The sequence below is a fragment of the Mycobacterium sp. MAC_080597_8934 genome (genome assembly GCF_000523975.1).
GTDB classification, from domain to species: Bacteria; Actinomycetota; Actinomycetes; order Mycobacteriales; family Mycobacteriaceae; genus Mycobacterium; species Mycobacterium avium.
In genome coordinates this window covers 317,291-340,307 of record NZ_JAOS01000019.1, presented here as the reverse complement: position 1 = coordinate 340,307, position 23,017 = coordinate 317,291, and the positions used below count along the sequence as shown (strand labels likewise).

At 70.2% G+C, this 23,017-nt stretch carries 27 protein-coding genes and 1 pseudogene; 9 read left to right on the top strand and 19 right to left on the bottom strand.

The features are described 5' to 3' along the window. Both NF20_RS10565 and NF20_RS10560 read right to left on the bottom strand, forming a co-directional pair. The gene (locus NF20_RS10565; protein ID WP_016706020.1) at positions 1 to 618 is read right to left on the bottom strand and encodes a DUF3000 domain-containing protein; all 618 of its coding nucleotides are present in this window, start codon (positions 616 to 618) and stop codon (positions 1 to 3) included. A gap of 127 nt (positions 619 to 745) precedes the next feature. Continuing rightward, complete coding sequence (locus NF20_RS10560; protein WP_019734174.1) at positions 746 to 1,567, bottom strand: enoyl-CoA hydratase/isomerase family protein; 822 nt, start codon at positions 1,565 to 1,567, stop codon at positions 746 to 748. A gap of 47 nt (positions 1,568 to 1,614) precedes the next feature. On the opposite strand from NF20_RS10560, the gene hemE reads away from it, so the two are divergent. The 4 genes and pseudogenes from hemE to NF20_RS10530 all read left to right on the top strand — a co-directional run bounded on the left by hemE (position 1,615) and on the right by NF20_RS10530 (position 5,488). After that, the gene (hemE, locus tag NF20_RS10555) at positions 1,615 to 2,688 is read left to right on the top strand and encodes a uroporphyrinogen decarboxylase (protein WP_019734173.1); all 1,074 of its coding nucleotides are present in this window, start codon (positions 1,615 to 1,617) and stop codon (positions 2,686 to 2,688) included. Then, positions 2,685 to 4,038, top strand: a pseudogene (locus tag NF20_RS26240) (protoporphyrinogen oxidase). The gene hemE and the pseudogene NF20_RS26240 overlap by 4 nt, the downstream one beginning before the upstream one ends. A 5-nt stretch (positions 4,039 to 4,043) precedes the next feature. Further along, the gene (gene hemQ / locus NF20_RS10535) at positions 4,044 to 4,739 is read left to right on the top strand and encodes a hydrogen peroxide-dependent heme synthase (RefSeq protein ID WP_033717273.1); all 696 of its coding nucleotides are present in this window, start codon (positions 4,044 to 4,046) and stop codon (positions 4,737 to 4,739) included. Then, entirely contained in the window at positions 4,736 to 5,488 is a 753-nt protein-coding gene (locus NF20_RS10530; protein WP_019734252.1) for a class I SAM-dependent methyltransferase, read from the top strand. Before hemQ ends, NF20_RS10530 begins: the two co-directional genes overlap by 4 nt. A gap of 66 nt (positions 5,489 to 5,554) precedes the next feature. Here NF20_RS10530 and NF20_RS10525 read toward each other — a convergent pair whose 3' ends face one another. The 5 genes from NF20_RS10525 to NF20_RS10505 all read right to left on the bottom strand — a co-directional run bounded on the left by NF20_RS10525 (position 5,555) and on the right by NF20_RS10505 (position 10,882). Continuing rightward, entirely contained in the window at positions 5,555 to 6,403 is an 849-nt protein-coding gene (locus NF20_RS10525; protein ID WP_019734253.1) for a hypothetical protein, read from the bottom strand. Positions 6,404 to 6,536: 133 nt separating this feature from the next. Then, on the bottom strand, positions 6,537 to 6,941 hold the full coding sequence (gene msrB / locus NF20_RS10520) for a peptide-methionine (R)-S-oxide reductase MsrB (protein ID WP_003875268.1): 405 nt from the start codon (positions 6,939 to 6,941) through the stop codon (positions 6,537 to 6,539). A 287-nt stretch (positions 6,942 to 7,228) separates the two neighbouring features. Further along, positions 7,229 to 8,515: an arabinofuranan 3-O-arabinosyltransferase gene (aftC, locus tag NF20_RS10515; protein ID WP_033712719.1), complete on the bottom strand. Its 1,287-nt coding sequence runs from the start codon at positions 8,513 to 8,515 to the stop codon at positions 7,229 to 7,231. A gap of 28 nt (positions 8,516 to 8,543) precedes the next feature. Next, positions 8,544 to 10,103, bottom strand: a complete 1,560-nt coding sequence (locus NF20_RS10510; RefSeq protein WP_003875270.1) for an alpha/beta hydrolase — start codon at positions 10,101 to 10,103, stop codon at positions 8,544 to 8,546. 14 nt (positions 10,104 to 10,117) lie between these two features. After that, complete coding sequence (locus NF20_RS10505; RefSeq protein WP_033712720.1) at positions 10,118 to 10,882, bottom strand: pyrimidine reductase family protein; 765 nt, start codon at positions 10,880 to 10,882, stop codon at positions 10,118 to 10,120. On the opposite strand from NF20_RS10505, the gene zapE reads away from it, so the two are divergent. After that, complete coding sequence (gene zapE / locus NF20_RS10500; RefSeq protein ID WP_088295513.1) at positions 10,881 to 12,002, top strand: cell division protein ZapE; 1,122 nt, start codon at positions 10,881 to 10,883, stop codon at positions 12,000 to 12,002. The two genes, NF20_RS10505 and zapE, sit on opposite strands and share 2 nt — an antisense overlap. Here zapE and NF20_RS10495 read toward each other — a convergent pair. The 3 genes from NF20_RS10495 to NF20_RS10485 are packed head-to-tail and all read right to left on the bottom strand — an operon-like array spanning position 11,980 to position 13,817. Further along, positions 11,980 to 12,510, bottom strand: a complete 531-nt coding sequence (locus NF20_RS10495) for a GNAT family N-acetyltransferase (RefSeq protein WP_033712722.1) — start codon at positions 12,508 to 12,510, stop codon at positions 11,980 to 11,982. The genes zapE and NF20_RS10495 overlap by 23 nt on opposite strands. After that, on the bottom strand, positions 12,498 to 13,025 hold the full coding sequence (locus tag NF20_RS10490) for a hypothetical protein (protein WP_023861158.1): 528 nt from the start codon (positions 13,023 to 13,025) through the stop codon (positions 12,498 to 12,500). The genes NF20_RS10495 and NF20_RS10490 overlap by 13 nt, the downstream gene beginning before the upstream one ends. A 39-nt stretch (positions 13,026 to 13,064) precedes the next feature. Continuing rightward, complete coding sequence (locus NF20_RS10485) at positions 13,065 to 13,817, bottom strand: Clp protease N-terminal domain-containing protein (protein ID WP_009977884.1); 753 nt, start codon at positions 13,815 to 13,817, stop codon at positions 13,065 to 13,067. Between the two features lie 119 nt (positions 13,818 to 13,936). On the opposite strand from NF20_RS10485, the gene NF20_RS10480 reads away from it, so the two are divergent. From NF20_RS10480 to NF20_RS10470, 3 genes are all read left to right on the top strand, one after another. Further along, positions 13,937 to 14,281, top strand: a complete 345-nt coding sequence (locus NF20_RS10480; RefSeq protein ID WP_003875276.1) for a DUF732 domain-containing protein — start codon at positions 13,937 to 13,939, stop codon at positions 14,279 to 14,281. A 199-nt stretch (positions 14,282 to 14,480) separates the two neighbouring features. After that, entirely contained in the window at positions 14,481 to 14,825 is a 345-nt protein-coding gene (locus NF20_RS10475; RefSeq protein ID WP_003875277.1) for a DUF732 domain-containing protein, read from the top strand. A gap of 28 nt (positions 14,826 to 14,853) precedes the next feature. Next, complete coding sequence (locus NF20_RS10470; RefSeq protein ID WP_033712724.1) at positions 14,854 to 15,783, top strand: cytochrome c oxidase assembly protein; 930 nt, start codon at positions 14,854 to 14,856, stop codon at positions 15,781 to 15,783. 29 nt (positions 15,784 to 15,812) lie between these two features. On the opposite strand, the gene NF20_RS10465 is transcribed toward NF20_RS10470, so the two are convergent. From NF20_RS10465 to NF20_RS10440, 6 genes are all read right to left on the bottom strand, one after another. Further along, a complete protein-coding gene (locus NF20_RS10465) occupies positions 15,813 to 16,733 on the bottom strand; it encodes a cation diffusion facilitator family transporter (RefSeq protein ID WP_011725536.1) in 921 nt (306 codons plus the stop codon). 166 nt (positions 16,734 to 16,899) lie between these two features. After that, the gene (locus tag NF20_RS10460) at positions 16,900 to 17,112 is read right to left on the bottom strand and encodes a hypothetical protein (protein WP_003875280.1); all 213 of its coding nucleotides are present in this window, start codon (positions 17,110 to 17,112) and stop codon (positions 16,900 to 16,902) included. A gap of 96 nt (positions 17,113 to 17,208) precedes the next feature. Next, a complete protein-coding gene (locus NF20_RS10455) occupies positions 17,209 to 18,672 on the bottom strand; it encodes an aldehyde dehydrogenase family protein (protein WP_011725535.1) in 1,464 nt (487 codons plus the stop codon). A 3-nt stretch (positions 18,673 to 18,675) separates the two neighbouring features. After that, the gene (locus tag NF20_RS10450) at positions 18,676 to 19,491 is read right to left on the bottom strand and encodes a carboxymuconolactone decarboxylase family protein (RefSeq protein WP_016706024.1); all 816 of its coding nucleotides are present in this window, start codon (positions 19,489 to 19,491) and stop codon (positions 18,676 to 18,678) included. Then, the gene (locus NF20_RS10445; RefSeq protein WP_009977866.1) at positions 19,475 to 20,296 is read right to left on the bottom strand and encodes a mycofactocin-coupled SDR family oxidoreductase; all 822 of its coding nucleotides are present in this window, start codon (positions 20,294 to 20,296) and stop codon (positions 19,475 to 19,477) included. The genes NF20_RS10450 and NF20_RS10445 overlap by 17 nt, the downstream gene beginning before the upstream one ends. Before the next feature lies 1 nt (position 20,297). Then, the gene (locus NF20_RS10440; RefSeq protein ID WP_033712725.1) at positions 20,298 to 21,128 is read right to left on the bottom strand and encodes a mycofactocin-coupled SDR family oxidoreductase; all 831 of its coding nucleotides are present in this window, start codon (positions 21,126 to 21,128) and stop codon (positions 20,298 to 20,300) included. A 76-nt stretch (positions 21,129 to 21,204) separates the two neighbouring features. Between NF20_RS10440 and NF20_RS10435 the strand changes: the two genes are divergently transcribed. Continuing rightward, complete coding sequence (locus NF20_RS10435; protein WP_019732934.1) at positions 21,205 to 21,882, top strand: TetR family transcriptional regulator; 678 nt, start codon at positions 21,205 to 21,207, stop codon at positions 21,880 to 21,882. Here the strand turns inward: NF20_RS10435 and NF20_RS10430 are convergent. The 3 genes from NF20_RS10430 to NF20_RS10420 form a co-directional block, all read right to left on the bottom strand. Beyond that, on the bottom strand, positions 21,813 to 22,184 hold the full coding sequence (locus NF20_RS10430) for a DUF732 domain-containing protein (RefSeq protein WP_009977863.1): 372 nt from the start codon (positions 22,182 to 22,184) through the stop codon (positions 21,813 to 21,815). The two genes, NF20_RS10435 and NF20_RS10430, sit on opposite strands and share 70 nt — an antisense overlap. A 95-nt stretch (positions 22,185 to 22,279) precedes the next feature. Continuing rightward, positions 22,280 to 22,660, bottom strand: a complete 381-nt coding sequence (locus tag NF20_RS10425) for a DUF4189 domain-containing protein (RefSeq protein WP_033712726.1) — start codon at positions 22,658 to 22,660, stop codon at positions 22,280 to 22,282. A gap of 73 nt (positions 22,661 to 22,733) precedes the next feature. Beyond that, positions 22,734 to 22,952 (bottom strand): hypothetical protein, encoded by a 219-nt coding sequence (locus tag NF20_RS10420; RefSeq protein WP_019734170.1) that lies wholly within the window; start codon positions 22,950 to 22,952, stop codon positions 22,734 to 22,736. Positions 22,953 to 23,017: the final 65 nt, after the last annotated feature.

The following is a 23,017-nucleotide window of genomic DNA, read 5'->3' as shown; positions in this document are numbered from 1 at the left end:
CTAGGCGCGTGACCGCGAGCTCAGGTCGGTGACTCCGGCGGGCGGCAGCCCCGCGGCGTGCTCGAGCACCTCGCAGAACGCCTGCACGTGCGCGCCCACTGCGGGCGACGTCGCAGTCCAGGACGCCCGCAGCTCGAGCTGGTGGGCACGCGGCGGTCCGGAGATGTCGCCGTAGCGCACCGACGTGGTGGCGGTGACGGTGCCGCCCAGCGCGACGACGTGTTCCATGCGTGACTCCAGTGCCTCGACCAGCCAGCTCCACGCTACTTCAGGAAGCAGCGGATCCACCGCCTCGCTGGGGTCGAGGTCGGCCTGGATGTAGGCCACCATGCGGATGGTGCCGTCCCAGGCATCGGCGCCTTCGGGGTCGTACAGCAGGATCAACCGGCCGAAGGCGTCACCGTCGGACCGTTCCGGAATGATTTCGCGGTCGGGATGTTTGACCTCGGCGCCCAGGGCGTAGCTGTGGGGCGCCAGGCGTTGCGGCGGCCGGATCGGACCCAGCTCGATCTCCGGCCGCATGACGACGGCGTTCATCGCCGCTACCGCCTCGCGGAATGGGGCCGGTTCGGATGAGGTCACTTGACGCCGCTCCTGTTCATCCCGGCCGTTCTGCATCGTCACAGCGCGGGTCACAGGGATCGACGGTAGACCCATCGGCCGACACGCCGCGACAGGCGCGCCGGGTTATACACCCGCCGCGACCAAGCCGTTACCGGGCCTCCACCAAAGCTATATGTCCAGCTCAGGTGGCAGATCCGCCGGTGAAGCGGGCGGCGCGTTTTTCCCGGTGCGCGGCCAGGCCTTCCTGCACGTCGGGCCCGCTGAAACTGAGGAATTCCAGCCCCACCGAGGTCTCGAAGGTGGGGCCCATCATGCGGTACCAGTGATTGAGGCTGCGCTTGGTCCATTGGATGGCGTGCTGGGCGCCCTGCGCCAGTTTCCCGGCGATGCCCGCGGCGGTGGACAGCACGTCGTCGTCGTCGACGCACAGCGACACCAGGCCGATCCGCTCAGCCTCCTCGCCGAGCAGCGTCTCGCAGGTCAGCAGGTAGTACTTGGCCTTGGCCATGCCGACCAGCAGCGGCCAGCAGATGGCGGCGTGGTCGCCGGCGGCCACGCCCAGCTTGGTGTGCCCGTCGATCAGCTTGGCGGTGCGGCCGGCCACCGAGATGTCGGCGAGCAGGGCCACCACCAGGCCCGCGCCCACGGCCGGCCCGCGGATCGCCGACACCACCGGGGTGTCGCAGTTGATCATGTTGTGCACTAGGTCGCGGGCCTCCCGCATGATGCGGATCCGGCCCTGGTAATCGCCGATGGTCTCGTCGATCAGGTCGAAGCTGCCGCCGGAGGAGAAGGCCTTGCCCTCACCGCGGACCAGCACCGCGCGCACCGCCGGGTCGCGGTCGATCACCGGCCAGATGTCGGCCAGGTCGCGGTGCATCTGCGGCCCCACCGAATTCAGACCCGGCGAGTCGAGCACCACCGTCAGCACCCCGTCGTCGCCGAGTTCGCAGCGCAGGCTGGGGAAGTCGTGGTAATCGACCGGCGGGTGGCTGACTGGCACGGTCGTCGATACTACGCAGCGACGCCGTCATGGCAGCATTGAGCCCGATGAACAGCAGCGCGCGTACCCGCCGCGACCTTCCCGAGTCGCCGTATCTGGCCGCGGTGAACGGCCGCAAACCCCACCGGGTTCCGGTGTGGTTCATGCGGCAGGCCGGCCGGTCGCTGCCCGAATACCGGGCGCTGCGGGCCCAGCACGAAATGCTGTCGGCCTGTTTCGACGCCGAGCTGGTCTGCGAGATCACGCTGCAGCCGGTGCGCCGGCACGACGTCGACGCGGCGATCCTGTTCTCCGACATCGTGGTGCCGCTGCTGGGCGCCGGCATCGACCTGGACATCGTGGCGGGCGTCGGGCCGGTGATCGCATCGCCGGTGCGCACCGCCGCGGACGTGGCCGCGATGAAACCGCTTGAGCGGCAACGTGTTCAGCCGATCGCCGATGCGGTGCGGCTGCTGGTGTCCGCGCTCGGTGAGGTTCCGCTGATCGGCTTCGCGGGTGCGCCGTTCACGCTGGCGTCCTATCTGATCGAGGGCGGGCCCAGCCGCCACCACGCCCGCACCAAGGCGATGATGCTGGCCGACCCGGACAGCTGGCACGCCCTGATGGAGAAGCTGACCGACATCACCGTGGGCTTCCTGCGGGTGCAACTGGACGCCGGGGTGGACGCCGTCCAGGTGTTCGACTCGTGGGCCGGGGCGCTGTCGCTGGCCAACTACCGCAGCTACGTGCAGCCGCACAGCGCCCGGGTGTTCGCGGCGCTGGCCGATTACGGCGTGCCGATGACGCACTTCGGGGTGGGCACCGCCGAACTGTTGGGGGCGATGTCGGCCGCCCTCAAACCGGCGCCCGCGACGGTGGTGGGCGTGGACTGGCGCACCGCGCTCGCCGACGCGGCGACCCGGGTGATGCCCGGCACCGCGCTGCAGGGCAACCTCGATCCGGTGGTGCTGCTGGCCGGGTGGCCGGTGGTGGAGACGGCGGCGCGGGCGGTGGTGGATGACGGGCGGCGCGCCGTCGACGCCGGCGCGGCCGGGCACGTGTTCAACCTCGGCCACGGGGTGCTGCCCGAAACCGATCCCGGTGTGCTGACCGAGCTGGTGTCACTGGTCCACTCGCTATGACGGCCCGCTCGTATTGTGTTGTGGGCAGCGGTATTTCAGGGCTGACGGCGGCCTACCGGCTGCGGGTGGCGGCCGGCGACGACGCGGTGATCACGCTGCTCGACCCGGCGCCGCGGCTCGGCGGCATCCTGCGCACCGAGCCGGTCGGCGGCGTGCCGATGGACCTGGGCGCCGAGGCGTTCGTGCTGCGCCGCCCCGAGCTGCCCGCACTGCTGAGCGAACTGAATCTGACTGGCCGCCAACGCGTTTCGACCGGCGCACGCCCGCTGATCTACAGCCGGGGACGGCTGCACCCGCTGCCCACCGGCACGGTGGTGGGCATCCCGTCGTCGGCGGCGTCGATGGCCGGACTGGTCGACAATGCGACGCTGGCCCGCATCGACGCCGAACCGCGGCAGCCGCTGCACTGGCGCCCCGGCAGCGATCCCGCGGTGGCCGACCTGGTGGGCGATCGGTTCGGCGAGCAGGTGGTGTCGCGGTCGGTGGATCCGCTGCTGAGCGGGGTGTACGCCGGCTCGGCGGCCACCATCGGGCTGCGCGCGGCCGCCCCCACCGTGGCGGCGGCCCTGGACCGCGGCGCCGCCAGCCTGACCGACGCGGTCCGGCGGGCCCTGCCGCCGGCCACCGGTGCGCCGGTGTTCGGTGCGCTGGACGGCGGCTACCGGGTGCTGGTCGACGAGCTGGTCGCGCGCGCCCTCCCGCGGCGGGTCCGGCCGCGGCGGCCCGGCTGGAACCCGCCGGCCGGGATGGGCCGTGGTCGACGACGCCGGTGCCCGCCGGCACGCCGACGCGGTGATCCTGGCCGTGCCGGCGCGGGAGGTCGCGCGGCTGCTGGCCGGGATCGCCCCGCGCAGCGCCGCCGCCGCCGGCCGCGTCGTCGCCGCGTCGTCGGTGGTGCTGGCGCTCGCGGCGCCGGGCGACACCGCGTTTCCCGACTGCTCCGGCGTGCTGGTCGCCACCGGCGAGCGGTTGCGGGCCAAGGCCATCACGCTGTCGTCCAAGAAATGGGGGACGCGCGCGGACGTGCAGCTGCTGCGGTTGTCGTTCGGCCGGTTCGGCGACCAGGTGGCCGCCCGCACCCCTGACGAGGAGCTGCGCGGCTGGGCGCTGGCCGACCTGGCCGCCGTGTTCGGGCTGGATGTCCGCCCGGTGGACGTGCGGGTGCAGCGCTGGCTCGACGCCATGCCGCAGTACGGGCCCGGCCATGCCGAGCTGGTCGGCGAGCTGCGCGCGGGCCTGCCGCCGACGCTCGCGGTGGCCGGCGGCTACCTGGACGGCATCGGGGTGCCCGCCTGCGTGGGCGCGGCCGGGCGCGCGGTCGAGGCCCTTCAGGCGGAAGTGGCACGATAGGTCGCATGGCCAAGCTTGACTATGACGCGCTGAACTCGGCGATCCGCTACCTGATGTTCTCGGTGTTCGCCGTGCGCCCGGGCGCGTTGGGGGACCGGCGGGACGAGGTCGTCGACGACGCGTCGCGGTTCTTCAAACAACAGGAGGAGCGCGGCGTCGTGGTGCGCGGGCTCTACGACGTGGCGGGCATGCGCGCCGACGCCGACTTCATGATCTGGACGCACGCCGAAACCGTCGAGGCGCTGCAGGCGACCTACGCCGATTTCCGGCGCACCACCGCGCTGGGGCGGGTGTGCTCGCCGGTGTGGAGCAGCGTGGCGCTGCACCGGCCGGCCGAGTTCAACAAGAGCCACATCCCGGCGTTTTTGGCCGGCGAGGAGCCCGGCGCCTACATCTGCGTGTATCCCTTTGTCCGGTCCTACGAGTGGTATCTGCTGCCCGACGAGGAACGCCGCCGCGTGCTCGCCGAACACGGCATGGCCGCCCGCGAGTACAAGGACGTCCGCGCCAACACGGTGCCGGCGTTCGCGCTCGGCGACTACGAGTGGATCCTGGCCTTCGAGGCGCCCGAGCTGCACCGCATCGTCGACCTGATGCGCGAGCTGCGCGCGACCGACGCCCGCCGGCACACCCGCGCGGAGACCCCGTTCTTCACCGGTCCCAGGGTGCCCGTCGAGCAGCTGGTGAATTCGCTGCCGTGACTGCATCGTTCGATCCCGCCGACCCCGCCCGCTTCGAGGAGATGTACCGCGACCAGCGGACGTCGCACGGATTACCCGCCGCCACGCCGTGGGACATCGGCGGCCCGCAGCCGGTGGTCCGCCAGCTCGTCGCGCTCGGCGCGGTCAAGGGTGAGGTGCTCGACCCCGGCACCGGCCCGGGTCATCACGCGATTTACTATGCGTCCCAGGGTTTTTCGGCGACCGGAATCGACGGCTCGGCTGCCGCCATCGAGCGGGCCCGGGCCAACGCCCACAAGGCCGGGGTGTCGGTGAATTTCGAATTGGCCGACGCGACGAAGCTGGACGGCTTCGACGGCCGGTTCGACACGGTGGTCGACTGCGCGTTCTACCACGTCTTCGCCACCGAGCCCGAGCTGCGCAGCTCGTATGCGCGGGCGCTGCATCGGGCCACCAAACCGGGCGCCCGGCTGTACATGTTCGAGTTCGGCGAACATGACGTCAACGGCTTCAAGATGATGCGGTCGTTGTCCGAGAACGACTTTCGCGACGTGCTCCCCGCCGCCGGCTGGGAGATCAGCTACCTGGGGCCGACCACCTACCAGGTCAACCTCAGCGCCGAGACGATTCAGATGATGGCTGCTCGCAATCCCGACATGGCCGACGAGGCGGCGAAGTTGCTGGAGCGCTTCCGCGCGATGGAGCCGTGGCTGCAGGGCGGCCGGGTGCACGCCCCGTTCTGGGAAGTGCACGCCACCCGGGTGGACTGACGGCTCCTTTCTTCGGCCGCGAGACTTAAACCATGGCGCCGGTTTCCGGCGTGTCGCGTGCGTGGTTTAAGTGTCGCGGTAGCCGCGACGGGTTAGTGCATCACGTGTGCGTCGCACCACGTCGTCAGGCTTGTCCTCGGCGATCACCCGGACGACGATCCACCCCAGTTCTTGCAGCGTGCGCAGCCGAGCCTGGTCGCGCGCGTACTGCCGCCGATTGGTGCGGTGGTGATCGCCGTCGTACTCGGCGGCCACCAGATAATCCTCCCAACCCATGTCGAGCACGGCGATGAGCCGCCAGTTCTGTTGGACCGGTATTTGCGTGGCGGGTACCGGAATTCCGGCATCGATCAGCAGGAGGCGTAGCCAGGTCTCCTTTGGCGACGCGGCTCCGGGGTCCACCAGCGGGAGGGCCGCACGCAGCTTTCGCAGCCCCCGCGCTCGTGGACGCCGCTCGGCCAGCATCAGCACTTCCTCGGTCGAGAACGGTGTCGCCCGCATCAACGCGTCGAGTCGCGCCACCGCCTCGCCGCGGGGCCGTTGCCTGGCCAAGTCGAACGCGGTCCTGGCCGGGGTGGTGACCGGCAGACCGGCGACCCGGGTGATCTCGTCGGGCTCGAGCCGCTGGTTGCGCGTGATCACGCCGGCCGGCGGATGCGGGTTGCGCCAGATCAGCTCGATGGGCTCGTCGTCGTCGATCCAGCTCGACCCGTGCAGCGCTGCGGCGGCCAACCCGGCGAGGACGCCGCGGCGGCCCGACCACAACCACGCCGCCACCGAACGTGTGCGCAGCGAGCGCGCGGCGTGGGCGGGCAGATAAATGTCGGGATATATGGCGCGGAATTGCGCTCGCAATTGGTGGCGGCTCAAGGTTCCGCGCCGCACGGCGTCGCTACCCACAAACGCGTCGTCCACGCATGAACTGACGCCGGGGCGGAGCCGGGGGATCCGCGAAACTTAAACCAGGGCGCCCGTTTCCGGCGTGTCGCGTGCGTGGTTTAAGTGTCGTCGCAGCGAGCGAGGTCAAGGGCAACAGGCGCCTCGCAAATCAGGACGGCACCAGCCGCAGGCAGATCGAGTTGATGCAGTAGCGCTGATCGGTCGGCGTCGGGTAGCCCTCGCCGGTGAACACGTGGCCCAGGTGGCTGTGGCAGTTCGCGCACAGCACCTCGGTGCGCGTCGTGCCCAAAGAGTGGTCCGGCCGCAGGATCACCGCATCGGAGTTCGCCGGGTCGTAGAACGACGGCCAGCCGCAGTGCGACTCGAATTTCTCTGTGCTGCGGAACAATTCGGCCCCGCAGGCCCGGCACTGGTAGACGCCCTCGGTCTTGGTGTCGGTGTATTCACCGGTGAAGGGTCGTTCTGTGCCGGCCTGGCGCAGCACGTGGAACTCCTCCGGGGTGAGCCGCTGGCGCCACTCGTCGTCGGTCAATTGCACCTTCGGACTGGTCATATTGCGACGCTCCTCCTCATCGCTGCGCTCTGCATCGTCGCCGGCGCGTCATGCCTCCACGCTAGCGCTAATGGCGGTGACCCGCTGCGCCCGGCTGCGCCGCGCTTGCGATCACCGCGCCGCTAATGGCGGTGACCCGCTGCGCCCGGCTGCGCCGCGCTTGCGATCACCGCGCCGCTAATGGCGGTGACCCGCTGCGCCCGGCTGCGCCGCGCTTGCGATCACCGCGCCGCTAATGGCGGTGACCCGCTGCGCCCGGCTGCGCCGCGCTTGCGATCACCGCGCAGCTACTCGCGCCCACCCGTCAGCCATGCCGGATCGATGCCGCGATCCAGCCGGTCCTCGGCCTTGGCGTCCAGATACCGGTAGCAGAGCACGCTGAACACCACGATCAGCAGCAGCGACCACCCGTAGGTGATCTTGAGGTATTCCAGCGCGCGGCCGTAGCGCATCCAGTTGAACAGCAGCCAGCGGTCCAGCGTCATGAAGCCGTAGATCCCCAGCCACGCCGGCCAGTTGCGGATCAGCGAGTTGGGCAGCACCACCGTCATCAAGAACGGGAACAGCATCATCGAGTAGTAGCCCTGGGCCAGCGGCAGCACCAGCCACGACCACAGCAGCAGCACGCCGGCGGAATTGGTGAACCAGAACCGCGGATCGCGGGTGCGGTAGTAGCGGTACAGCAGCCACAGCGCGCCGATCGCGATCAGCGTGAACAGGATTCGCATGAACACGATCAGCCAGGTGGGCAGGCCGAAGTACACGCCGTTGCCCTCGATCGAGCTGTTGAAGTAGTCCCGCACGCCCCCGATGTAGGGCAGCGTGCGGGTGACGAAGTCCATCGGGTCGCTGACCAACGGCCACGCCGCCGCGTTGATGAGGATCGGGATCGCGAACGCGGGCACCAGCGCCCGCCACTGCCGGTTCAGCAGCGGCAGCAGCAGCAGCGGCCCCAGCACCGGCTTGAGGGTGAGCGTCAACCCGATGGCCACCCCGGCCCACCACTGGCGGCCGACCCGGCCGTCCAGCAGCCAACGCAAAAACAGCATCTCGGCGAGCAGCACGCAGCCGTTGATGTTGGTGAACACCAGCGTGTTGGTCACGGTCTCGGTGCAGAACATGGCCAGCAGCAGCGCCGGCGCGGCGACCGAGGACAGCGTGTAGCCGAACAGTCGCAGCAGCAGGTACCAGGCGATCAGGATCGCCACGGTGTTGATGAGGATGAACAGGTACCGCGACGGATACTCGGGCAGATAACCGAACGGGGCCATCAGCAGCGTGCCGCCGGGCGGATACAGGTAGTGCGGGTCGACGTAGTCGAAGTGCTCGTTGTAGATGTCCCAGCCGCGCCGGAAGTTCAGCACCGCCCGGTAGACGGGTTTGAAGTCGTCGGTGATGTTCCCGTTGGTGGTGACCACGATGCTGCGGTGCAGCACCGAGAAGATGGCGATCGGCCACAACGCGGACCGCAGCACGGTCGCGACGCTGGGTGCGCTGGTGCGGGGACGAAAGGCGGCCTGGATCCAATCACGCAAGCCGGTCGATTCAGCTGCCGTCACCAGCGCACCGTACACCGGCGCGCCGGGCGATCCGAAAGCAGCGTCAGGCCGGGCAGTAGGTGTCGGTGTTGGGCAATTTGCCGCTGCCCAGGTAGCCGATCAGCGGCGGAACCGCGCAGCCCGAATAGATGCTGGCGCCGTGTCCGATGCCCTGCCACATCACCCGCTTGCTGGCCGCGTTGGCGTTGATGATCCCCGCCGCGGTCGCCGCCACCCCGTCGGTGCCGACGATCGGGTCGTTCTGCACGCCGAGCAGCAGCACGTCGACCTTGAGGCTCTTCGGCGACGGCGGCGGCGAGCCGGTGGGCCAGTGCACGCACTTGACCATGTTGAGCGCGGCGACGGTCCCGAACTGCGGATAGAGCTTGCCCCAGGCCACCACCAGCTCGCGCACCCGGTCCGGCGTCGGGCGGTTGACCGCGTCGCTGCAGACGTTGACGAACTGGCCGTCCGAGTCCTGCATCGCGTTGGCGTGGTTGATCAGGTTGTTCAGCGCGTTGGTGTCGCCGGAGCGGGCGCTGGCCAGCGCGTTGGCCAGGTCGGTGGTGGCGTTGACGCGCCCGCCGGACGGGAAGCCCAGCGCGACGGTGATCGCGTTGGCCACCTGCGCCACCGACACGCCGCCGGGTCCCTTGCCGGCGCGGGCGTCGGCGAGCAGCGCGCTGACCGCGCCCTTGGGGTCGGGGCCCAGCGCGCAGTTCACCGCGATGCACTGGGCGGCGAAGGCGTCCAGCGCGGCCTGCTGCCCCTTGACCTGTTGCTCGGCGGCGGCTTCGGCGTTGACGCCCAACGCGACCGGGGAGTCGAGGATCAACCGGGCCACCTTGTCCGGCCGCGACCCGGCGTAGGCCAGCGCCACCTGGGCGCCGTTGCCGATCCCGATCAGCGCCAGCGCGGGCACGTCCCAGGTGCTGCGCAACCGCTCGATGTCGGAGGCGGCGTGCGCGTCGTCGTAGGCCGACGCCCCCGGCGCGATCGCGTCGGTGCAATTGGTGGTGGCGGTGTTGGCGACCTCGGACAGGTTGGCCACCGGGTCGTCACCGGCCTGGAATTGCGACTGATCACGCATCTGCTGGCGGTCGAACTTGTCCCGGCAGTCGATGGGGCTGGACATGCCGATGCCGCGGCGGTCGACGGCGACGATCGGGTGCGCGGCCAGCACGTCGGCGCCGGCCCGCGACAGCCACACCGGCAGCTGCGCCGACGACGGCAGGTCCGAGCCGGTGGTGAACACCAGCGGGCCGGCGTCGCGGGGCGTCTGATTCGACCGGGCGCGCACCACGCCGATGCTCAGGGCACCGCCCCCGCCGTTGACCGGGTCCAGGTCGGCGTCGTAGTTCGCGCAATCCAGCTGGATGCCGGGGGCGGGCGGGACGGCCGCGTCGGCGAACACCCGGGACGTGCAGTCGTGCCAGGCCAGGTCGTTTTTCGGGGCGGCGAGCGGCGGCGGGCCGCCCGGCGCCGGCTTGGAGGTGGCCGCGCCCTGGGGCCGCGCGCCGGAATTGGTGGCGAAGCGCGGGTCGGCGGCCAGGCCCGGGACGCAGCCGGCGAGCAACGCGGTCACCGCCACCAGGATCGTGGCGCACGGGTGGGGCCGACTCATGCCGACCACAGTAGCTAGCACCTGACGTAGCGGGTGTACAGGTAGCCGGCGTCGTCGGTCAGCACGTGCGCGCAGCGCATCCGGGTGAGCAGCTGGCCCGGCCCGGTGGCGATGCGCCGGGCGTGGCCGCCGACGAGGTAGGGCGCGATGGTCAGGCACAGCTCGTCCAGCAGTTGGCGTTCGAGCAACGAATTCAGCAGCGTCGGACCGCCTTCGGTGAGGATGCGCCGCATCCCGCGCTTGCCGAGCAGGGCCAGCATGGTGGCCTCGTCGACCCGCTCCGGGTCGCCGGCCGAGCAGTCCAGCACCTCGCACAGGCCGCTGAGCAGTCGGCGGGTCTGGTCGGCGGCCGCGGCGCAGGTGAGCACCAGCGGCGGCACCTCGGTGCGGGTGAACACCGCCATGTCCCGGTTCAGGTGGCCGGATTTGGTCACGATCCCCAGCGGCGGGACCTCGCTCTGGCCGCGGGCCTGGCGCTGCTGACGCTGGGCGACGCCGAGCTGCGCGCCGGAGTAGCCCTCGATGCGCACCGTGCCCGCCCCCACCACGATGACGTCGGCGAGTTCGCGCAGCAGGTTGAAGACGAACCGGTCGCCCGGCCCGCCCATGGCGCCGCTGCTGCCGTCGGCGGTGGCGCCGCCGTCGACGCTGGCGATGAAGTTGGCCCGCACCCAGGTTCCGGCGTGCCCGTCGGGATAGTCGTACAGGCCGGGGAGTTCGCCGTCGTCGATCTCGCGTACCGACCCCAGCAGCGACAGCGGCGTCTCCGGAAGGGCCATGCGTCTGATTGCAGCACGCGGTTACAGTGCGTGCATGCACGGGTCCGGCTCCGCGTCCGCGTCGGCCGGTGTGGCGCACCTGGTGGACCGGCATCCCACGGTGTCGCCGCAGCGGCTGATCGCCCAGCTGCGACCGCCCCCCACCTTCGCCGACGTGAGCTTTGCGACGTATCAGCCCGATCCGGCCGAGCCGACGCAGGCCGCCGCGGTCGCGGCCTGCCGGGAATTCTGCCGCCAAGCCGTGCAGCGCCGCGCCGGCCGGCGAAAACTGTTGGGACGACGCGAGATTCTGCCCGGCGTGGGCCTCTACCTGGACGGCGGGTTCGGGGTGGGCAAGACGCACCTGCTGGCGTCGGCCTACTACGAGCTGCCCGGTGACGGCCCGGTGCGCTCACCGGATGGCCCGGCGCCCAAGGCGTTTGCGACGTTCGGCGAGCTGACCCAGCTGGCCGGGGTGTTCGGCTTCGCCGAATGCGTGGACCTGCTGGCCGATTACACCGCGGTGTGCATCGACGAGTTCGAGCTCGACGACCCGGGCAACACCACGCTGGTCGCGCGGCTGCTCTCGTCGCTGGTCGAGCGCGGCGTGTCGGTGGCCGCCACCTCCAACACGCTGCCCGAGCAGCTCGGCGAGGGCCGCTTCGCCGCGCAGGATTTCCTACGCGAGATCAACACGCTGGCAAGCATTTTCACCACCGTGCGGATCGAGGGGCCGGACTACCGGCACCGCGATCTGCCGCCGGCCCCGCCGCCGCTGTCCGACGCACAGGTGGCCGCGCGCGCCGCCGTCGTGCCGGGGGCGACGCTGGACGATTTCGACGCGCTGTGCGCGCATCTGGCCACCATGCACCCGTCGCGCTATCTGACCCTGATCGAGGGTGTCACCGCGGTGTTTTTGACCGGCGTGCACCGCATCGACGACCAGAACGTCGCGCTGCGGCTGGTGTCGCTGACCGACCGGCTCTATGACGCCGGGGTGCCCGTGCTGGCCTCGGGGGAGAAGCTGGACACCATTTTCAGCGCGGAGATGCTTTCCGGTGGATACCGCAAGAAGTACCTGCGGGCCATGTCCCGGCTGTTGGCGCTGACCGCCGGCGCTAACGAAGCGTACGGCTCATGAGGTAGTCGTCCTCTCGGCCGGCGCCCAGCTGAAAGGTTCTGGTGCCGCTGACCGTGAAGCCGTGCTTGGCGTAAAAGCGTTGTGCGCGTTGGTTTTTCTGGTTTACGCCCAGCCACACCCGGCTGGCGCCCCAGCGGCCGGCAGTGTCCAGCGCCAGGCGCATCAGTGCGGCCGCGGTCCCGGCGCCGTGCTGTTCGGGTGCGACGTAGATCTTCGACAGCTCGGCCGCGTCGCCGGCGAGGTCGTGAATGAGCATGGCGTAGCCGACGATTCGGCCGTCGAGCTCGGCGGCCAGGACCGCGCGGTGCGGGTCGGCCAGATACCGGGCGAAACACTCGGCCGACAGGTTGGCGTCGATGAACGCCGCGATGTCCTCCCGCGCCGCCGACGTCGGGCACGCCAACGGGAACGTCCGCGCGGCCAGGTCCGCAAGCTGTTGAACGTCAACGGATTCCGTCGTGATGATGCGGACGGCGTGGGTGGCCGGCGCGGGCGTCAAAGATTCCACTGAGCCAGGTGATAGCCCGTCTTCTTGTCCAGCAGCACCACGTTGGAGACGGGGTCGCGGTAGGCGTCCCAGTACACCCCGCCGCGCACGATCGCGCCGTTGGGCGCGTTGACGAGCACGTTGTCCAGCGCGTCGGGCGCATCGGAGGCGCGCGGCTTGTAGGCGTCGGCGTTGGGGGTCACGCCGTTGAAACTGAACACGGTCGCCAGGATGTAGGGGTTGGGCACCCGGATGGCCCGGATGGTCACGTCGGCGCGGTCGACGGTGCTGCCGGGGAAGCCCTTGTAGGTACCCTCGCGGGTGTAGCCGAATCCCGGGGGCGGGTCGCAGGGCGCCACGCTGCTCACCGTGACGTCGGCGATGAAGGTGCCGTTGTCCACCCGCAGCGTGTCACCGATGTGCCCGATCGGCGCGTCCCCGGCCCAGGCGCGGGGGAGCGGGACCGCCCCGACGCCGGCCGCCGCAACCGGAAAGGCGATGAGGAAGGCGGACACGACCCTCAGCCAACGACGCATCCTCGCATGATCGCACACACCGTCGCGCCGAAGGGAGGGTCAACCGTCTTCGCCGGCGCCGACGTTCTTGCCGCTGCCCAGTGATTCCAGCGCCCGGATCAGATCGACCTCGACCCGCTCCTTGTCGACGCCGCCGCGGTGCAGCGGCCCGTCGCCGTCCTCGAGCTCCAGCAGTGCCAGCAACTGGTGCTCGGTGCCGACGTAGTTGTGGCCGAGCCGCAGTGCCTCGCGCACGGTCAGTTCGAGCACCTTGCGGGCCGGCCCGCTGAACGGGATCAGCGCCGGCGGGTCACCGTCGGCGCGCAGCGCGGCGATCGCGGCGGTCGCGGCGTCGCGCAGGGCGTCGGTGTCGACGTGCTGCAGGCGCAGCAGCACCGTCGCCAGCGCGGCCGGGTCGCTGAGCACACCGATCAGCAGGTGGTCCGGGGTGATCTCGCGGTTGCCGGCCTGGTGGGCGGCGTTCTGGGCCGCGACCACCGCGCCGCGCGCCCGCGGGGTGAACCGCTGGAAGCCCTGACCGGGATCCAGGATGGTGGCCTCGCGCGGGACGAAGCGCTTCTGCGCGGCCTGTTTGCTGACGCCCATGCTCTTGCCGATGTCCGTCCACGACGCCCCGGAGCGGCGGGCCTGGTCCACGAAGTGGCCGATCAGGTGGTCGGCCACCTCGCCCAGGTGCTCGGCCGCCAGCACGGCGTCGGCCAGCTGGTCCAGCACGTCGGGGTGGGTGGTTTTGATGGCGTCGATCAGCTCGTCGAGGCGGACCGGGTGGGCGATGCGGATGGGCTCGGACATGCCGTCAACGTTAGGTTGACGCTTGTGGTGGTGTCAACCCACGGTTGACGCCGCGGGGTTTCGGGGTCGTCCGGGGAAAGGATGCGGTTTGCTCCGTGCTCTGCAAGAATCACCGATTCATGAAGCTGTTTTTGATTGTGGCGGGATTTGCCGCGGTAATTGGGTTGGCCGTACCCGCGCGCGCCGACAGCACCGACGACGCATTCGTGGCCTCACTGGATAAAGCCGGCATCAAGTACGGCGACGCCGACAAGGCCGCCGGCGCGGGCAAATGGGTGTGTACCACGCTGCAGGGCGGCAAGCAGATGTCGGACGTGGTCAGCACCCTGCAGTCCAAGAACTCCAACCTCAGTGACGACCATGCCAACACGTTCGCGGCCATCGCCGTCAACGCCTACTGCCCGGATCAGGCGTCCAGCATCACGCCGGCCACCCCGACCGACACGCCGCCCAGCACTTCCTGACGGCGCGCGTTTGCGATGTAGCGCGGCCGAAACCTGCGTTTAACATCGCGGCCCTAATATGCACCCCGCTGGGAATTGCCGAAAACGGTGTGAATCGTTTGCTGTGCGTCGCCGGCGTCAATTTCCGAGGCGGGCCGTCCTGCGGGCGGGTGCCCGACGAGATGCCGATCGCCGCCGGGTTTGGGACAATCGGTGCGCTATGCGACTCTTCCTGGGGCTGTGCGCCCTCGCCGCCACCATCGGACTGGCCGCGCCGGCGCACGCGGACATCGACAACGATCAGGACTTCCTCAAGGACCTGCGCGACGCCGGCATCACCTACCAGGACGCCGGCAACGCCATCACCATCGGCAAGTCGGTGTGCGAGCTGCTCGACGACGGCCAATCCGACGCCAAGATCGTGACCGATCTGCGCAACCAGAACCCGGCGTTCCAGGGCGCGAGCGCGGCCAAGTTCACCTACCTCTCGGCCGCGCACTACTGCCCGAAGTACATCACCGGGGAGGACCGCGGTCCCAAGCCCGAGGGTGCCGTCGGCAACTGAGCCGGCCGGCCCGCAATAGGCTGGTGCCGTGCGCGTCGATCCCGGACCGCTGACCTGGGACACCGCGGTGCAGACCTGGCATCTCGACCCGGTCTCCGCGGTCGTCGTCGTGGCGCTCGCCGCCGGATACGCCTGGTGCTACCGGCGGGCCGGGGCGTCGGCCCGCATCGCACCCGCCGCCTGCTTTGCGGCCGGGCTGCTGGCGTGGGTGGCGGCCACCTGCAGCGCCGTCGGCGCGTATGCCTACCTGCTGTTCTGGGTGCGCGCGCTGCAGGTGTTGCTGCTGCTCTACGTCGTGCCGTTCTTCCTCGCACAGGCCACGCCGGTCACGATGCTGCGCGACGCGCTGGGGCCGTCCGGCCGCGACCGCCTCGATCGCCTGCTGGCCAGCCCCATCGCCCGGGTGCTCGCCCACCCGGCGACCACCTCGCTGGGGATGCTGGCCACCCCCTGGCTGCTGTATCTGACGCCCTGGTACACCGCCGCCCTGCACAACGAATGGGTGGGCGCGCCCACCCGAATCCTGTTGGTGGCGCTGGGTTTCGGCTACTTCTACGCCCGCCTGCAGGAGGACCCGGTGCCGCGCCGCTACCCGCAGTCGATCTCGCTGCTGATCACCGTGGTGGAGGCGCTCGGCGACGGGCTGCTGGGGCTGGTCATCTGGCAGGGGTCGCTGATTGGTGCGTCGTATTACGCTGGGCTGCACCGGGTCTGGGGCCCCGACCCGCGGCTGGACCAAACCATCGGCGCCGGTGTTCTGTGGATCCTCGGGGATCTGGTCGGGTGGCCGTTCGTGCTGCTGCTGATGCGGGCCATGTCCCGCGACGAGCGGGCGCACGCCGTCGCGGTCGACGCCGAACTCGACGAGGCCGAGTCACACGACGCCGGCGGCGCCGCCGCGTCGGGCCTGTGGTGGGAGAACGACCCGCAGCTGCGCGAGCGCTTCGGCCGCGGCTGACGTCGAAACTTCCTGGCCTGCTGGGATTTTCAGGCCGCGCGTGCCGTCCAGGTGAAGCTCTGCATCTGCGGCAGCCGCGGGGCCAGGGCCGCGGCGACGCTGCGGCCGATGCGATCGGAGTCCGACAGGGACGTGGCGGCATCCAGGAAGCCCTCCACCTCGACCCGCAGGGTCCGCCCGGTCCACCGGGCCCGGGCGTGCGCGTGCGTCACACCGGGCACCGAGACCGCGACGGCCTCGGCGGTGGTGACGATGTCGGGATCGACGCCGTCGAGCAGGCGATGCGCGATGTCGGCGGTCACCTCCCAGCCGACGTGGCAGATGAACCCGGTGACGACGATCCCGGCGACCGCGTCGGCCCAGCCCCAGCCGAGCGCCACGCCGATCAGCCCCAGCACCGCCCCGGCCGACGAGAGTGCGTCCAGCCACGAATGCTTGGCGTCGGCCACCATGGTTGCCGACCGAATTCGCCTGCCTACCACCAGTTTGTAGCGGGCCACCAGCTGGTTGCCGACGACCCCGACGACCGCGGCGGCGATGCCCCAGCCGACGTGTCCGGTGCCGCCGTGCCGCAGCAGTTTGGTGACGCTCTCGAAGCCGGCGACCACGGCGCTGCCCCAGATCACCAGGGCCACCCCGATACCGGCCAGGTCCTCGGCGCGCTCGTAGCCGTAGGGATAGCGCTCGGTCGGGAGCTTGCGCGACGCGCGGAAGCCGACGAACACCAGGGCGCTGGTCGACACGTCGGACAGGTTGTGCAGCGCATCGCCGAGCAGCGCCACCGAACCCGACACCACCGCGATGACCAGTTCGACCAGCCCGGTCAGCGCCAGGCCGGCGGCGCTGACGGCGACGGCCCGGTTGGCCTGCCGGCGCTCACCGGCGTCGTCGGTCGCGGTGTCGAGGGGAAAGCTTGCCGCCGGGTCGCGGACCCCGTTGATCACATGCATACGGCCAGCATGCCCCACTCGGCAGCGCCGCCCAAGTGCCGCGGTCCCGGACACGTGATGGCGATCGGCGGGCACGGCCGCGGCCACCGGACGGCGCCACGCGGAATCGCCAGCGCGCCAACGCATTTCGGGCCCGGCGCAAGGCCGCCACCGCCGCCGGATGCCCCTACTTGTCCCTCTCGGAGTCGGACGGCCCGTCGCGCCAGGGGCGGGAGGTTTTCGGCACCACCATGAACGCCACCGGCAGCCGCAGCAACGCGTCGCGGGCGGAGACCTCGAGGAAAACGATCTCCATCTCCATGCGGTTCAGCGGGCGCGTTTCCATCATGAAGCGCGTCCGCAGGTAGCGGGGGGTCCGCAGCCACTCGACCAAGTTCATGATCGCGACTGTACCCTTCCGGCGGAACTATCTGATCTGCACGGCATTTCGCCGACCCGACGTGAATTTCCCGGCCGGATGCGCACCGGCGCGCCGTCAGCTCATGCCGATGCGGATGTTCTTGACTTGCAGAAACTCGTGCAGGCCCTCGACGCCGCCGGTGCGGCCGAAGCCGCTCTGCTTGTATCCGCCGTAGGGGCCCTGCGGCTCGATGTCGCTGTGCCTGTTCACCCACACCGAACCGGCCTGCAAGCGGCGCGCAACCCGGTGTGCGCGTTCCAGGTTGGCGGTCGCGACGAACGCGTTCAGGCCGTAGCGGGAATCGTTGGCGAGGCTGACCGCCTGCGCCTCGTCGGCGAACGGCATGACCGAGGCCACCGGCCCGAAGGTTTCGGTCTGCGCCAGCGACGAGCGGTTGTCCACGTTGCTGAAGATCGTCGGCTCGATGAAGTAGCCGGACGCGAGCTCACCCCCGAGCCGCCGCCCACCGGTGACCAGGTCGCCGGCCTTCTCGGCGACCGCCCGCTCGATGACGCCGAGGATGCGGTCGGCGGCGGCCTCGGTGATGACCGGCCCCAGCATGACGTCGGGGCGCAGCGGGTCGCCGATCGTGGCGGCCTGCACCTGGGCCACGAGCTTTTCCACGAAGCTCACATACACCGACGCCTCGACCAGGATCCGCGAGGCGCAGGCGCAGCTCTGGCCCGCCTGGGTGAGCGGGCCCTGGTGGGCGGCGATGACGGCCGCCGTGTCCAGGTCGGCGTCGGCGAACACGAGATAGGCGGATTTGCCGCCCAATTCGGCCGTCACGGGCGTGACGTTGTCCGACGCGGCCCGCAGCACCTGCTGGGCGGTCGCGTGGCCGCCGGTGAAGTGGACCTTGCCGACTCCGGGGTGCCGAACCAGCGCCTCGCCGCCTTCCGGGCCGGCCGGCAGCACGTTGACCAGTCCCGGCGGCAACCCCGCCTCCAGGCAGAGTTCGCCAAAGCGCAAGGGCGCCAACGACGCAAGCTCGGAGGGCTTGAAGATGACGGCGTTTCCCGCCGCCAGTGCGGGTGCGACGGCGGCGCCCGCGACCACCAACGGTCCGTTCCAGGGGGCGATGACGGCGACCACGCCGTAGGGTTCACGTTCGACGATGTTGACGTCGAACGCGCCGCTGACCGGTGTGCTCGCCCCGGTCAGCTTGTCCGGGTAACCGGCGTAGTAGCGCACGAACCGCTCGGTCAGCACCGAGTTGCCGGCGACCGAGATCGGCACCCCGTAGTCGTGCACGTTGAGCTCGGTCAGCTCGGCGAAGTGGTCGCGCAGCAGGTCGGCCAGCCCGAACAGCAGGTCGCGGCGGCGATCGACGGGGTAGGAGATCCATTCCCGCTGCGCCTCCCGGGCGCTGTGCACGGCGCGGTCGACCTCGCTGTGGCCGGCCAGCGGAATGGTCGCGTTGGGCACACCGGTGCCGGGATAGCGGTGCTGGTGGCTTCCGCCCGACGCCGCGGTGATCCGTTCCGTGCCAATGAGTAACGCACCCGTACGCGGCGGTGAGGACGCAGTAGCCGTCATGGGTCAGCCGACCGGTGTGGCGTCGGAGTGGTTTTCGGCGATCACCCGCTGCTTCTGCTCCGCGATCGCCTGGTTGAGGTGGTCGGCCTTGGCGCAGCCGTAGTACGCGGCGAACTGCAGCGCCACCTCGTCCATCTCTCGAAACGACACGTCACCGCTTTTGAGCGCCGCGTAAACATGCGACATGATCGGGATTTCGGCGTCCTGGAAGGCCACGCAGGCGACCGTGATGAGGCGGCGTTCCTTCATGCCCAGGCCGGGCCGCAGCCACATCTCGCCGAAGACGAAGTTGAGAATGCCGGCGCCCGAATAGGGGTTGTCCCGCGGCGGCGCGAACGGCAGGCAGTTGATGTCCTTGAACGATCGTTCGCCGCCCCGCAGCCGCTGCTCGGGATCGGCGGCGGTGACCAGCGGCAGCAGCGGCTCCGGGTCGGGCGCCGGCTCACCGCGTTCCGCGGCGATCCTGGCCCACTGCTGGTCCACCACGATGTTGAAGCGTGACGCCTTCGGCCAGCCCGCGTAGACGGCGAAATGCAGCACCGCTTCCCGCATTTCGGTGATGCTGAGGTCGCCGCTGTTCAACGCGGCGTAGACGTGCTGCTCGAGCGGGGCCTGCGCGTCGGCGGCCGCCACGCAGGCCAGCGTCACGAACCGCCGGTCGCGCCGGCTCAGCCCCGGCCGCGACCACACCTCGCCGAAGACGAAGTCGATCAGCCCCGAGGCGCAGGGGCTGGCGTCGTCCGGCGGGTCGAAGGTCATCACCTCGGCGAAGGTGCGCACCCCGCGCTGATGCCGCGCCGCGCTATCTGATCGTGACACCGGCATCGACCTTCAGCTCGAGTCCTGTGACGTAACGGGATTCGTCGGAGATCAGGTAGAGCACCGCGTTGCTCACGTCGGACGCCTCGATCAGCGGCGCGGGCAGCGCGTTGAGGAAGATGGGCACCAGATCGGGCCGCTGTTCGGCGATCAACGCGTGCATGCCCGGCGGCGCCATCCCGGTGGCCACCCCGGTGGGATGCACGGTGTTGACGCGAATGTTCTGTGCGGCAAGCTCATTGGCCAGCGCGAGCGTCATCCCCACGATGCCGTGCTTGGACGCCGTGTAGGGCAGATGCAGCGGGGTTCCCTTGATGCCCGCCGACGAGCTGATGTTGACCAGGCTGCCGCCGCCCCCGCCGATCAGGTGGGGAAGCGCGGCCGCGCAGGTGTTCCAGGCCCCGATCAGGTTGACGTCGAGGACCAGCCGCCACTGCTCGGCGGTGGTGGTGTCCCAGGTGCCCACGGTGAGCACACCCGCGTTGGCGACCGCGCCGTCGAGCCCGCCGAGCTCGTCGACGGCCGCGTCGACCGCCGCCTTCATGGCGGCCTCGTCGCGCACATCGACGATCTTGGGCACCGCCCGGCGGCCGTGCTTCTCCACCAGTCGCACCGTCTCGTTCAGGTCCTCCTCGGTGGCCAGCGGGTAGTCCAAACCTGTTGGGGTGCAGCAGATGTCGACCAGGATGCAGTCGGCGCCCTGTTCGGCCAGCCGCACCGCGTGCGAGCGTCCCATGCCCCGCGCGGCCCCGGTGATGAGGACCCGTTTGCCGGCGACCCGGCCCGTCGCGTCGTCGGTTGCCATGTCAGACCTTGTTGCAGAAGCCGGCATCGACCGGGAACGTCACCCCGGTGACGTAGCGGGCCTCGTCGGAGACCAGGTAGGCGATGGCGGCGCTGACGTCTTCGGGCTCGAGCATGCCGACCGGCATCGGGTTCTGCAGGTGCGGGCCGGCGCCGGGATTCTTCTGAAGGAATTCGGTCATGTCGTCGTTGGTGGCCATCATCGTGTTGACCGCGGTCGGGTGCACCGTGTTCACCCGAATGTTCAGCGGTGCAAGCGCATTGGCCAGGGTGCGCATCAGCCCCACGATGCCGTGCTTGGAGGCCGCATAGCCCAGGCCGCCGCCCTGCAGGCCGCCGAAGCCCTTGATGCCGGCGGTCGAACTGGTGAAGATGATCACCCCGCCGCGGTTACCGGCCAGCAGATGCGGAATGGCCGCCCACGCCGTGTGATAGGCGCCGTCCAGGTTGACGCCGGTGACCGCCCGCCACTGGGCCAGTTCCTCCTCGATGCTCAACTGCCGGAAGGCCAACGGCGCGATGCCGGCGTTGGCCAGCACGATGTCCAGCCGCCCGAATTGCTCCACACCGGCGTCCAGCGCGGCCTTGACCTGGCCGAAATCGCGCACGTCGGCCACCGTGCCGAGCATCTTGCCGCCGGCCTCCTCGACCAGCGCGACGGTCTGGTCGAGCTCCGCGCGGGAGGCCATCGGATAACCGTTGGCGGCGATGTCCGCGCAGATGTCGATGCCGATGATGTTGGCGCCCTCACGCGCGAGCCGTACCGCGTGGCTGCGGCCCTGGCCGCGCGCTACTCCCGTGATGAAGGCGACTTTGCCATCTAGTGAACCCACGGCGGGCGTCCTCGTTTCTTGTCCGGCGGCCCAGTTCAGGGGTGAGTAACGTGGTTACTCACCCGCGCACAGTAACATGGTTACCGTGACGGCAAAAGGGCCCGACGCCCCGATCGTTTCCGGGGATCCGATTCTGGGCATCGTGGTCGACATGCTCGATACCGGGGGCTACGAGGCCGTGCAGCTGCGCGAGGTGGCCCGGCGGGCCCGCGTCTCGATGGCCACCATCTACAAGCGCTATCGCACCCGCGACGAGCTCATCGTGGCGGCCCTGGAGGGGTGGATGGACGCCAACCGGTATGCGCGGTTGCCGTCGCTGATCGACGAGCTGCCCGGCGAATCGATGTATTCCGACCTCATGCACGTGATGCGCACCATCTTCGAGCCGTGGGAGCGGCATCCGCTGATGCTGCGCTCCTACTTTCAGGCGCGCTCGGGGCCCGGCGGTAAACGCCTGATCCAGCGCGGTGTCGAGGCCGTCGTTCCCGTCGCAAAAAGCGTTCTGGCCCAGGCTGATCCGGGATTCGTCAACGATCTGGAGCTCATCCTCACCGGTGTGGTCTTCGGGTTTCTGACCCGGTTCGCCCAGGGCGAGATCGACGTCACCGAGATCGTGCCCGGCATCGAGCGCACGGTGTACTGGCTCACCCAGGCCTACCAGAACGCCGATGCCGGCCGGCAACCTCACATCAGCGGCGGCGGGATCAGCCAGCCCAGCGAGGGGTCGACGTCGTCCTTGTACTGCGGGCAGTAGCTGGCGACCGAAAGACCGATGAAGTAGCCGGATTGCTTCGGCGTCAACGGGGTTTGCTTGGTCAGCCGCAGCGCCAGCATCGACACGTTGGGGTTGGCGTCGATGCTCGAGCACACGCTGTGGCCCATGGCGATCGCGTCGTCGTCGTCGAACATGGTGATCCCGCCCTTGGCCAGGCCGGCGAGGAACGCGTCATCGGCTTCGTCCGCGGCGGCCGGCGCCGCGCACAACAGCGCGGCGGCGGACAGGACGACCGCGCAGGCGGCCGGCCACGCGGCACGACCGGCCTTGGTGTGAGTCATGGCCTCCCCTGGGTGCGGTGGGCCGAAACAAGACGACTTATTGAAACGATAGACGAATTCTGGGTGCCGTCGCCGCGGCGCACGCCGGCTCGCGGTCACGACGAACAATGCGTGGCTTTGATCCGCCCGTTCGGCGCCCCCAGCTTGGCCAGGGCGTCGGAGTCGGCGCTGGCCGCATCGGGGCCCGAGCCGCCCCGGAACCGCCCGGAGCCGCGGTCGAAGGCCACCGACGCGCAGCCGTTGCGGGCGCCCGCGACCACTTCGCAGGCGTCGCCGGCCTCGGCGGTGCAGTGCGCAAGGGCGAGTTGGTTCGCCTGGTCCTGGCTGTTCGCGGTGGCCCAGCCGGCGGCGCGTCCGCTGCCCACCGACACCGCCAGGGCGACGAAGTCGTCGTCGGCCCAGGCGGTTTGGGGCGCCCACAGCGCCGCGGCCGGGCATCCGACCGCGACGACGACGACGGCGATGAGTGACCGCACGCTGGGCTCCTTTGTGTCCAGGACAGCAATGTAGCGCCGACGCCGGGGCGCGCGCGGCGGAATCGGCCGGCGGCTACGCGCTGCGTTCGGGGTCTTCGGCCAGGTAGGTGACCTGATACCAGCGGCTGCCCGGCGGGCCGCCGGAGGCCCCGGTCGCGGTTGCCCGCTCCAGCCGGACGTCGGTCAGCTGTGGATTCCGCACGCGGATGTAGTCCTCGAGGGCGGCGTGCAGCGCGTCGCCGCGAAGGCTGGTGTCCGCCAGGGCCCGGGTCTCGTACCGCGTCCAACTCACGCGAACATCTTGCTCCCACCCAGCGGAACGGAACACGCTGGTATCACCGGGGCTTCTCCCTATAC

Bases quoted from the DNA above. Each gene is read 5' to 3' on its own strand.
- NF20_RS10565 (WP_016706020.1), bottom strand. From the start codon at position 618: ATGCAGAACGGCCGGGATGAACAGGAGCGGCGTCAAGTGACCTCATCC.
- hemE (WP_019734173.1), top strand. From the start codon at position 1,615: ATGAACAGCAGCGCGCGTACCCGCCGCGACCTTCCCGAGTCGCCGTAT.
- hemQ (WP_033717273.1), top strand. From the start codon at position 4,044: ATGGCCAAGCTTGACTATGACGCGCTGAACTCGGCGATCCGCTACCTG.
- msrB (WP_003875268.1), bottom strand. From the start codon at position 6,941: ATGACCAGTCCGAAGGTGCAATTGACCGACGACGAGTGGCGCCAGCGG.
- NF20_RS10510 (WP_003875270.1), bottom strand. From the start codon at position 10,103: ATGAGTCGGCCCCACCCGTGCGCCACGATCCTGGTGGCGGTGACCGCG.
- zapE (WP_088295513.1), top strand. From the start codon at position 10,881: ATGCGTCTGATTGCAGCACGCGGTTACAGTGCGTGCATGCACGGGTCC.
- NF20_RS10505 (WP_033712720.1), bottom strand. From the start codon at position 10,882: ATGGCCCTTCCGGAGACGCCGCTGTCGCTGCTGGGGTCGGTACGCGAG.
- NF20_RS10490 (WP_023861158.1), bottom strand. From the start codon at position 13,025: ATGCGTCGTTGGCTGAGGGTCGTGTCCGCCTTCCTCATCGCCTTTCCG.
- NF20_RS10485 (WP_009977884.1), bottom strand. From the start codon at position 13,817: ATGTCCGAGCCCATCCGCATCGCCCACCCGGTCCGCCTCGACGAGCTG.
- NF20_RS10480 (WP_003875276.1), top strand. From the start codon at position 13,937: ATGAAGCTGTTTTTGATTGTGGCGGGATTTGCCGCGGTAATTGGGTTG.
- NF20_RS10475 (WP_003875277.1), top strand. From the start codon at position 14,481: ATGCGACTCTTCCTGGGGCTGTGCGCCCTCGCCGCCACCATCGGACTG.
- NF20_RS10465 (WP_011725536.1), bottom strand. From the start codon at position 16,733: ATGCATGTGATCAACGGGGTCCGCGACCCGGCGGCAAGCTTTCCCCTC.
- NF20_RS10460 (WP_003875280.1), bottom strand. From the start codon at position 17,112: ATGAACTTGGTCGAGTGGCTGCGGACCCCCCGCTACCTGCGGACGCGC.
- NF20_RS10455 (WP_011725535.1), bottom strand. From the start codon at position 18,672: ATGACGGCTACTGCGTCCTCACCGCCGCGTACGGGTGCGTTACTCATT.
- NF20_RS10445 (WP_009977866.1), bottom strand. From the start codon at position 20,296: ATGGCAACCGACGACGCGACGGGCCGGGTCGCCGGCAAACGGGTCCTC.
- NF20_RS10435 (WP_019732934.1), top strand. From the start codon at position 21,205: ATGGTTACCGTGACGGCAAAAGGGCCCGACGCCCCGATCGTTTCCGGG.
- NF20_RS10430 (WP_009977863.1), bottom strand. From the start codon at position 22,184: ATGACTCACACCAAGGCCGGTCGTGCCGCGTGGCCGGCCGCCTGCGCG.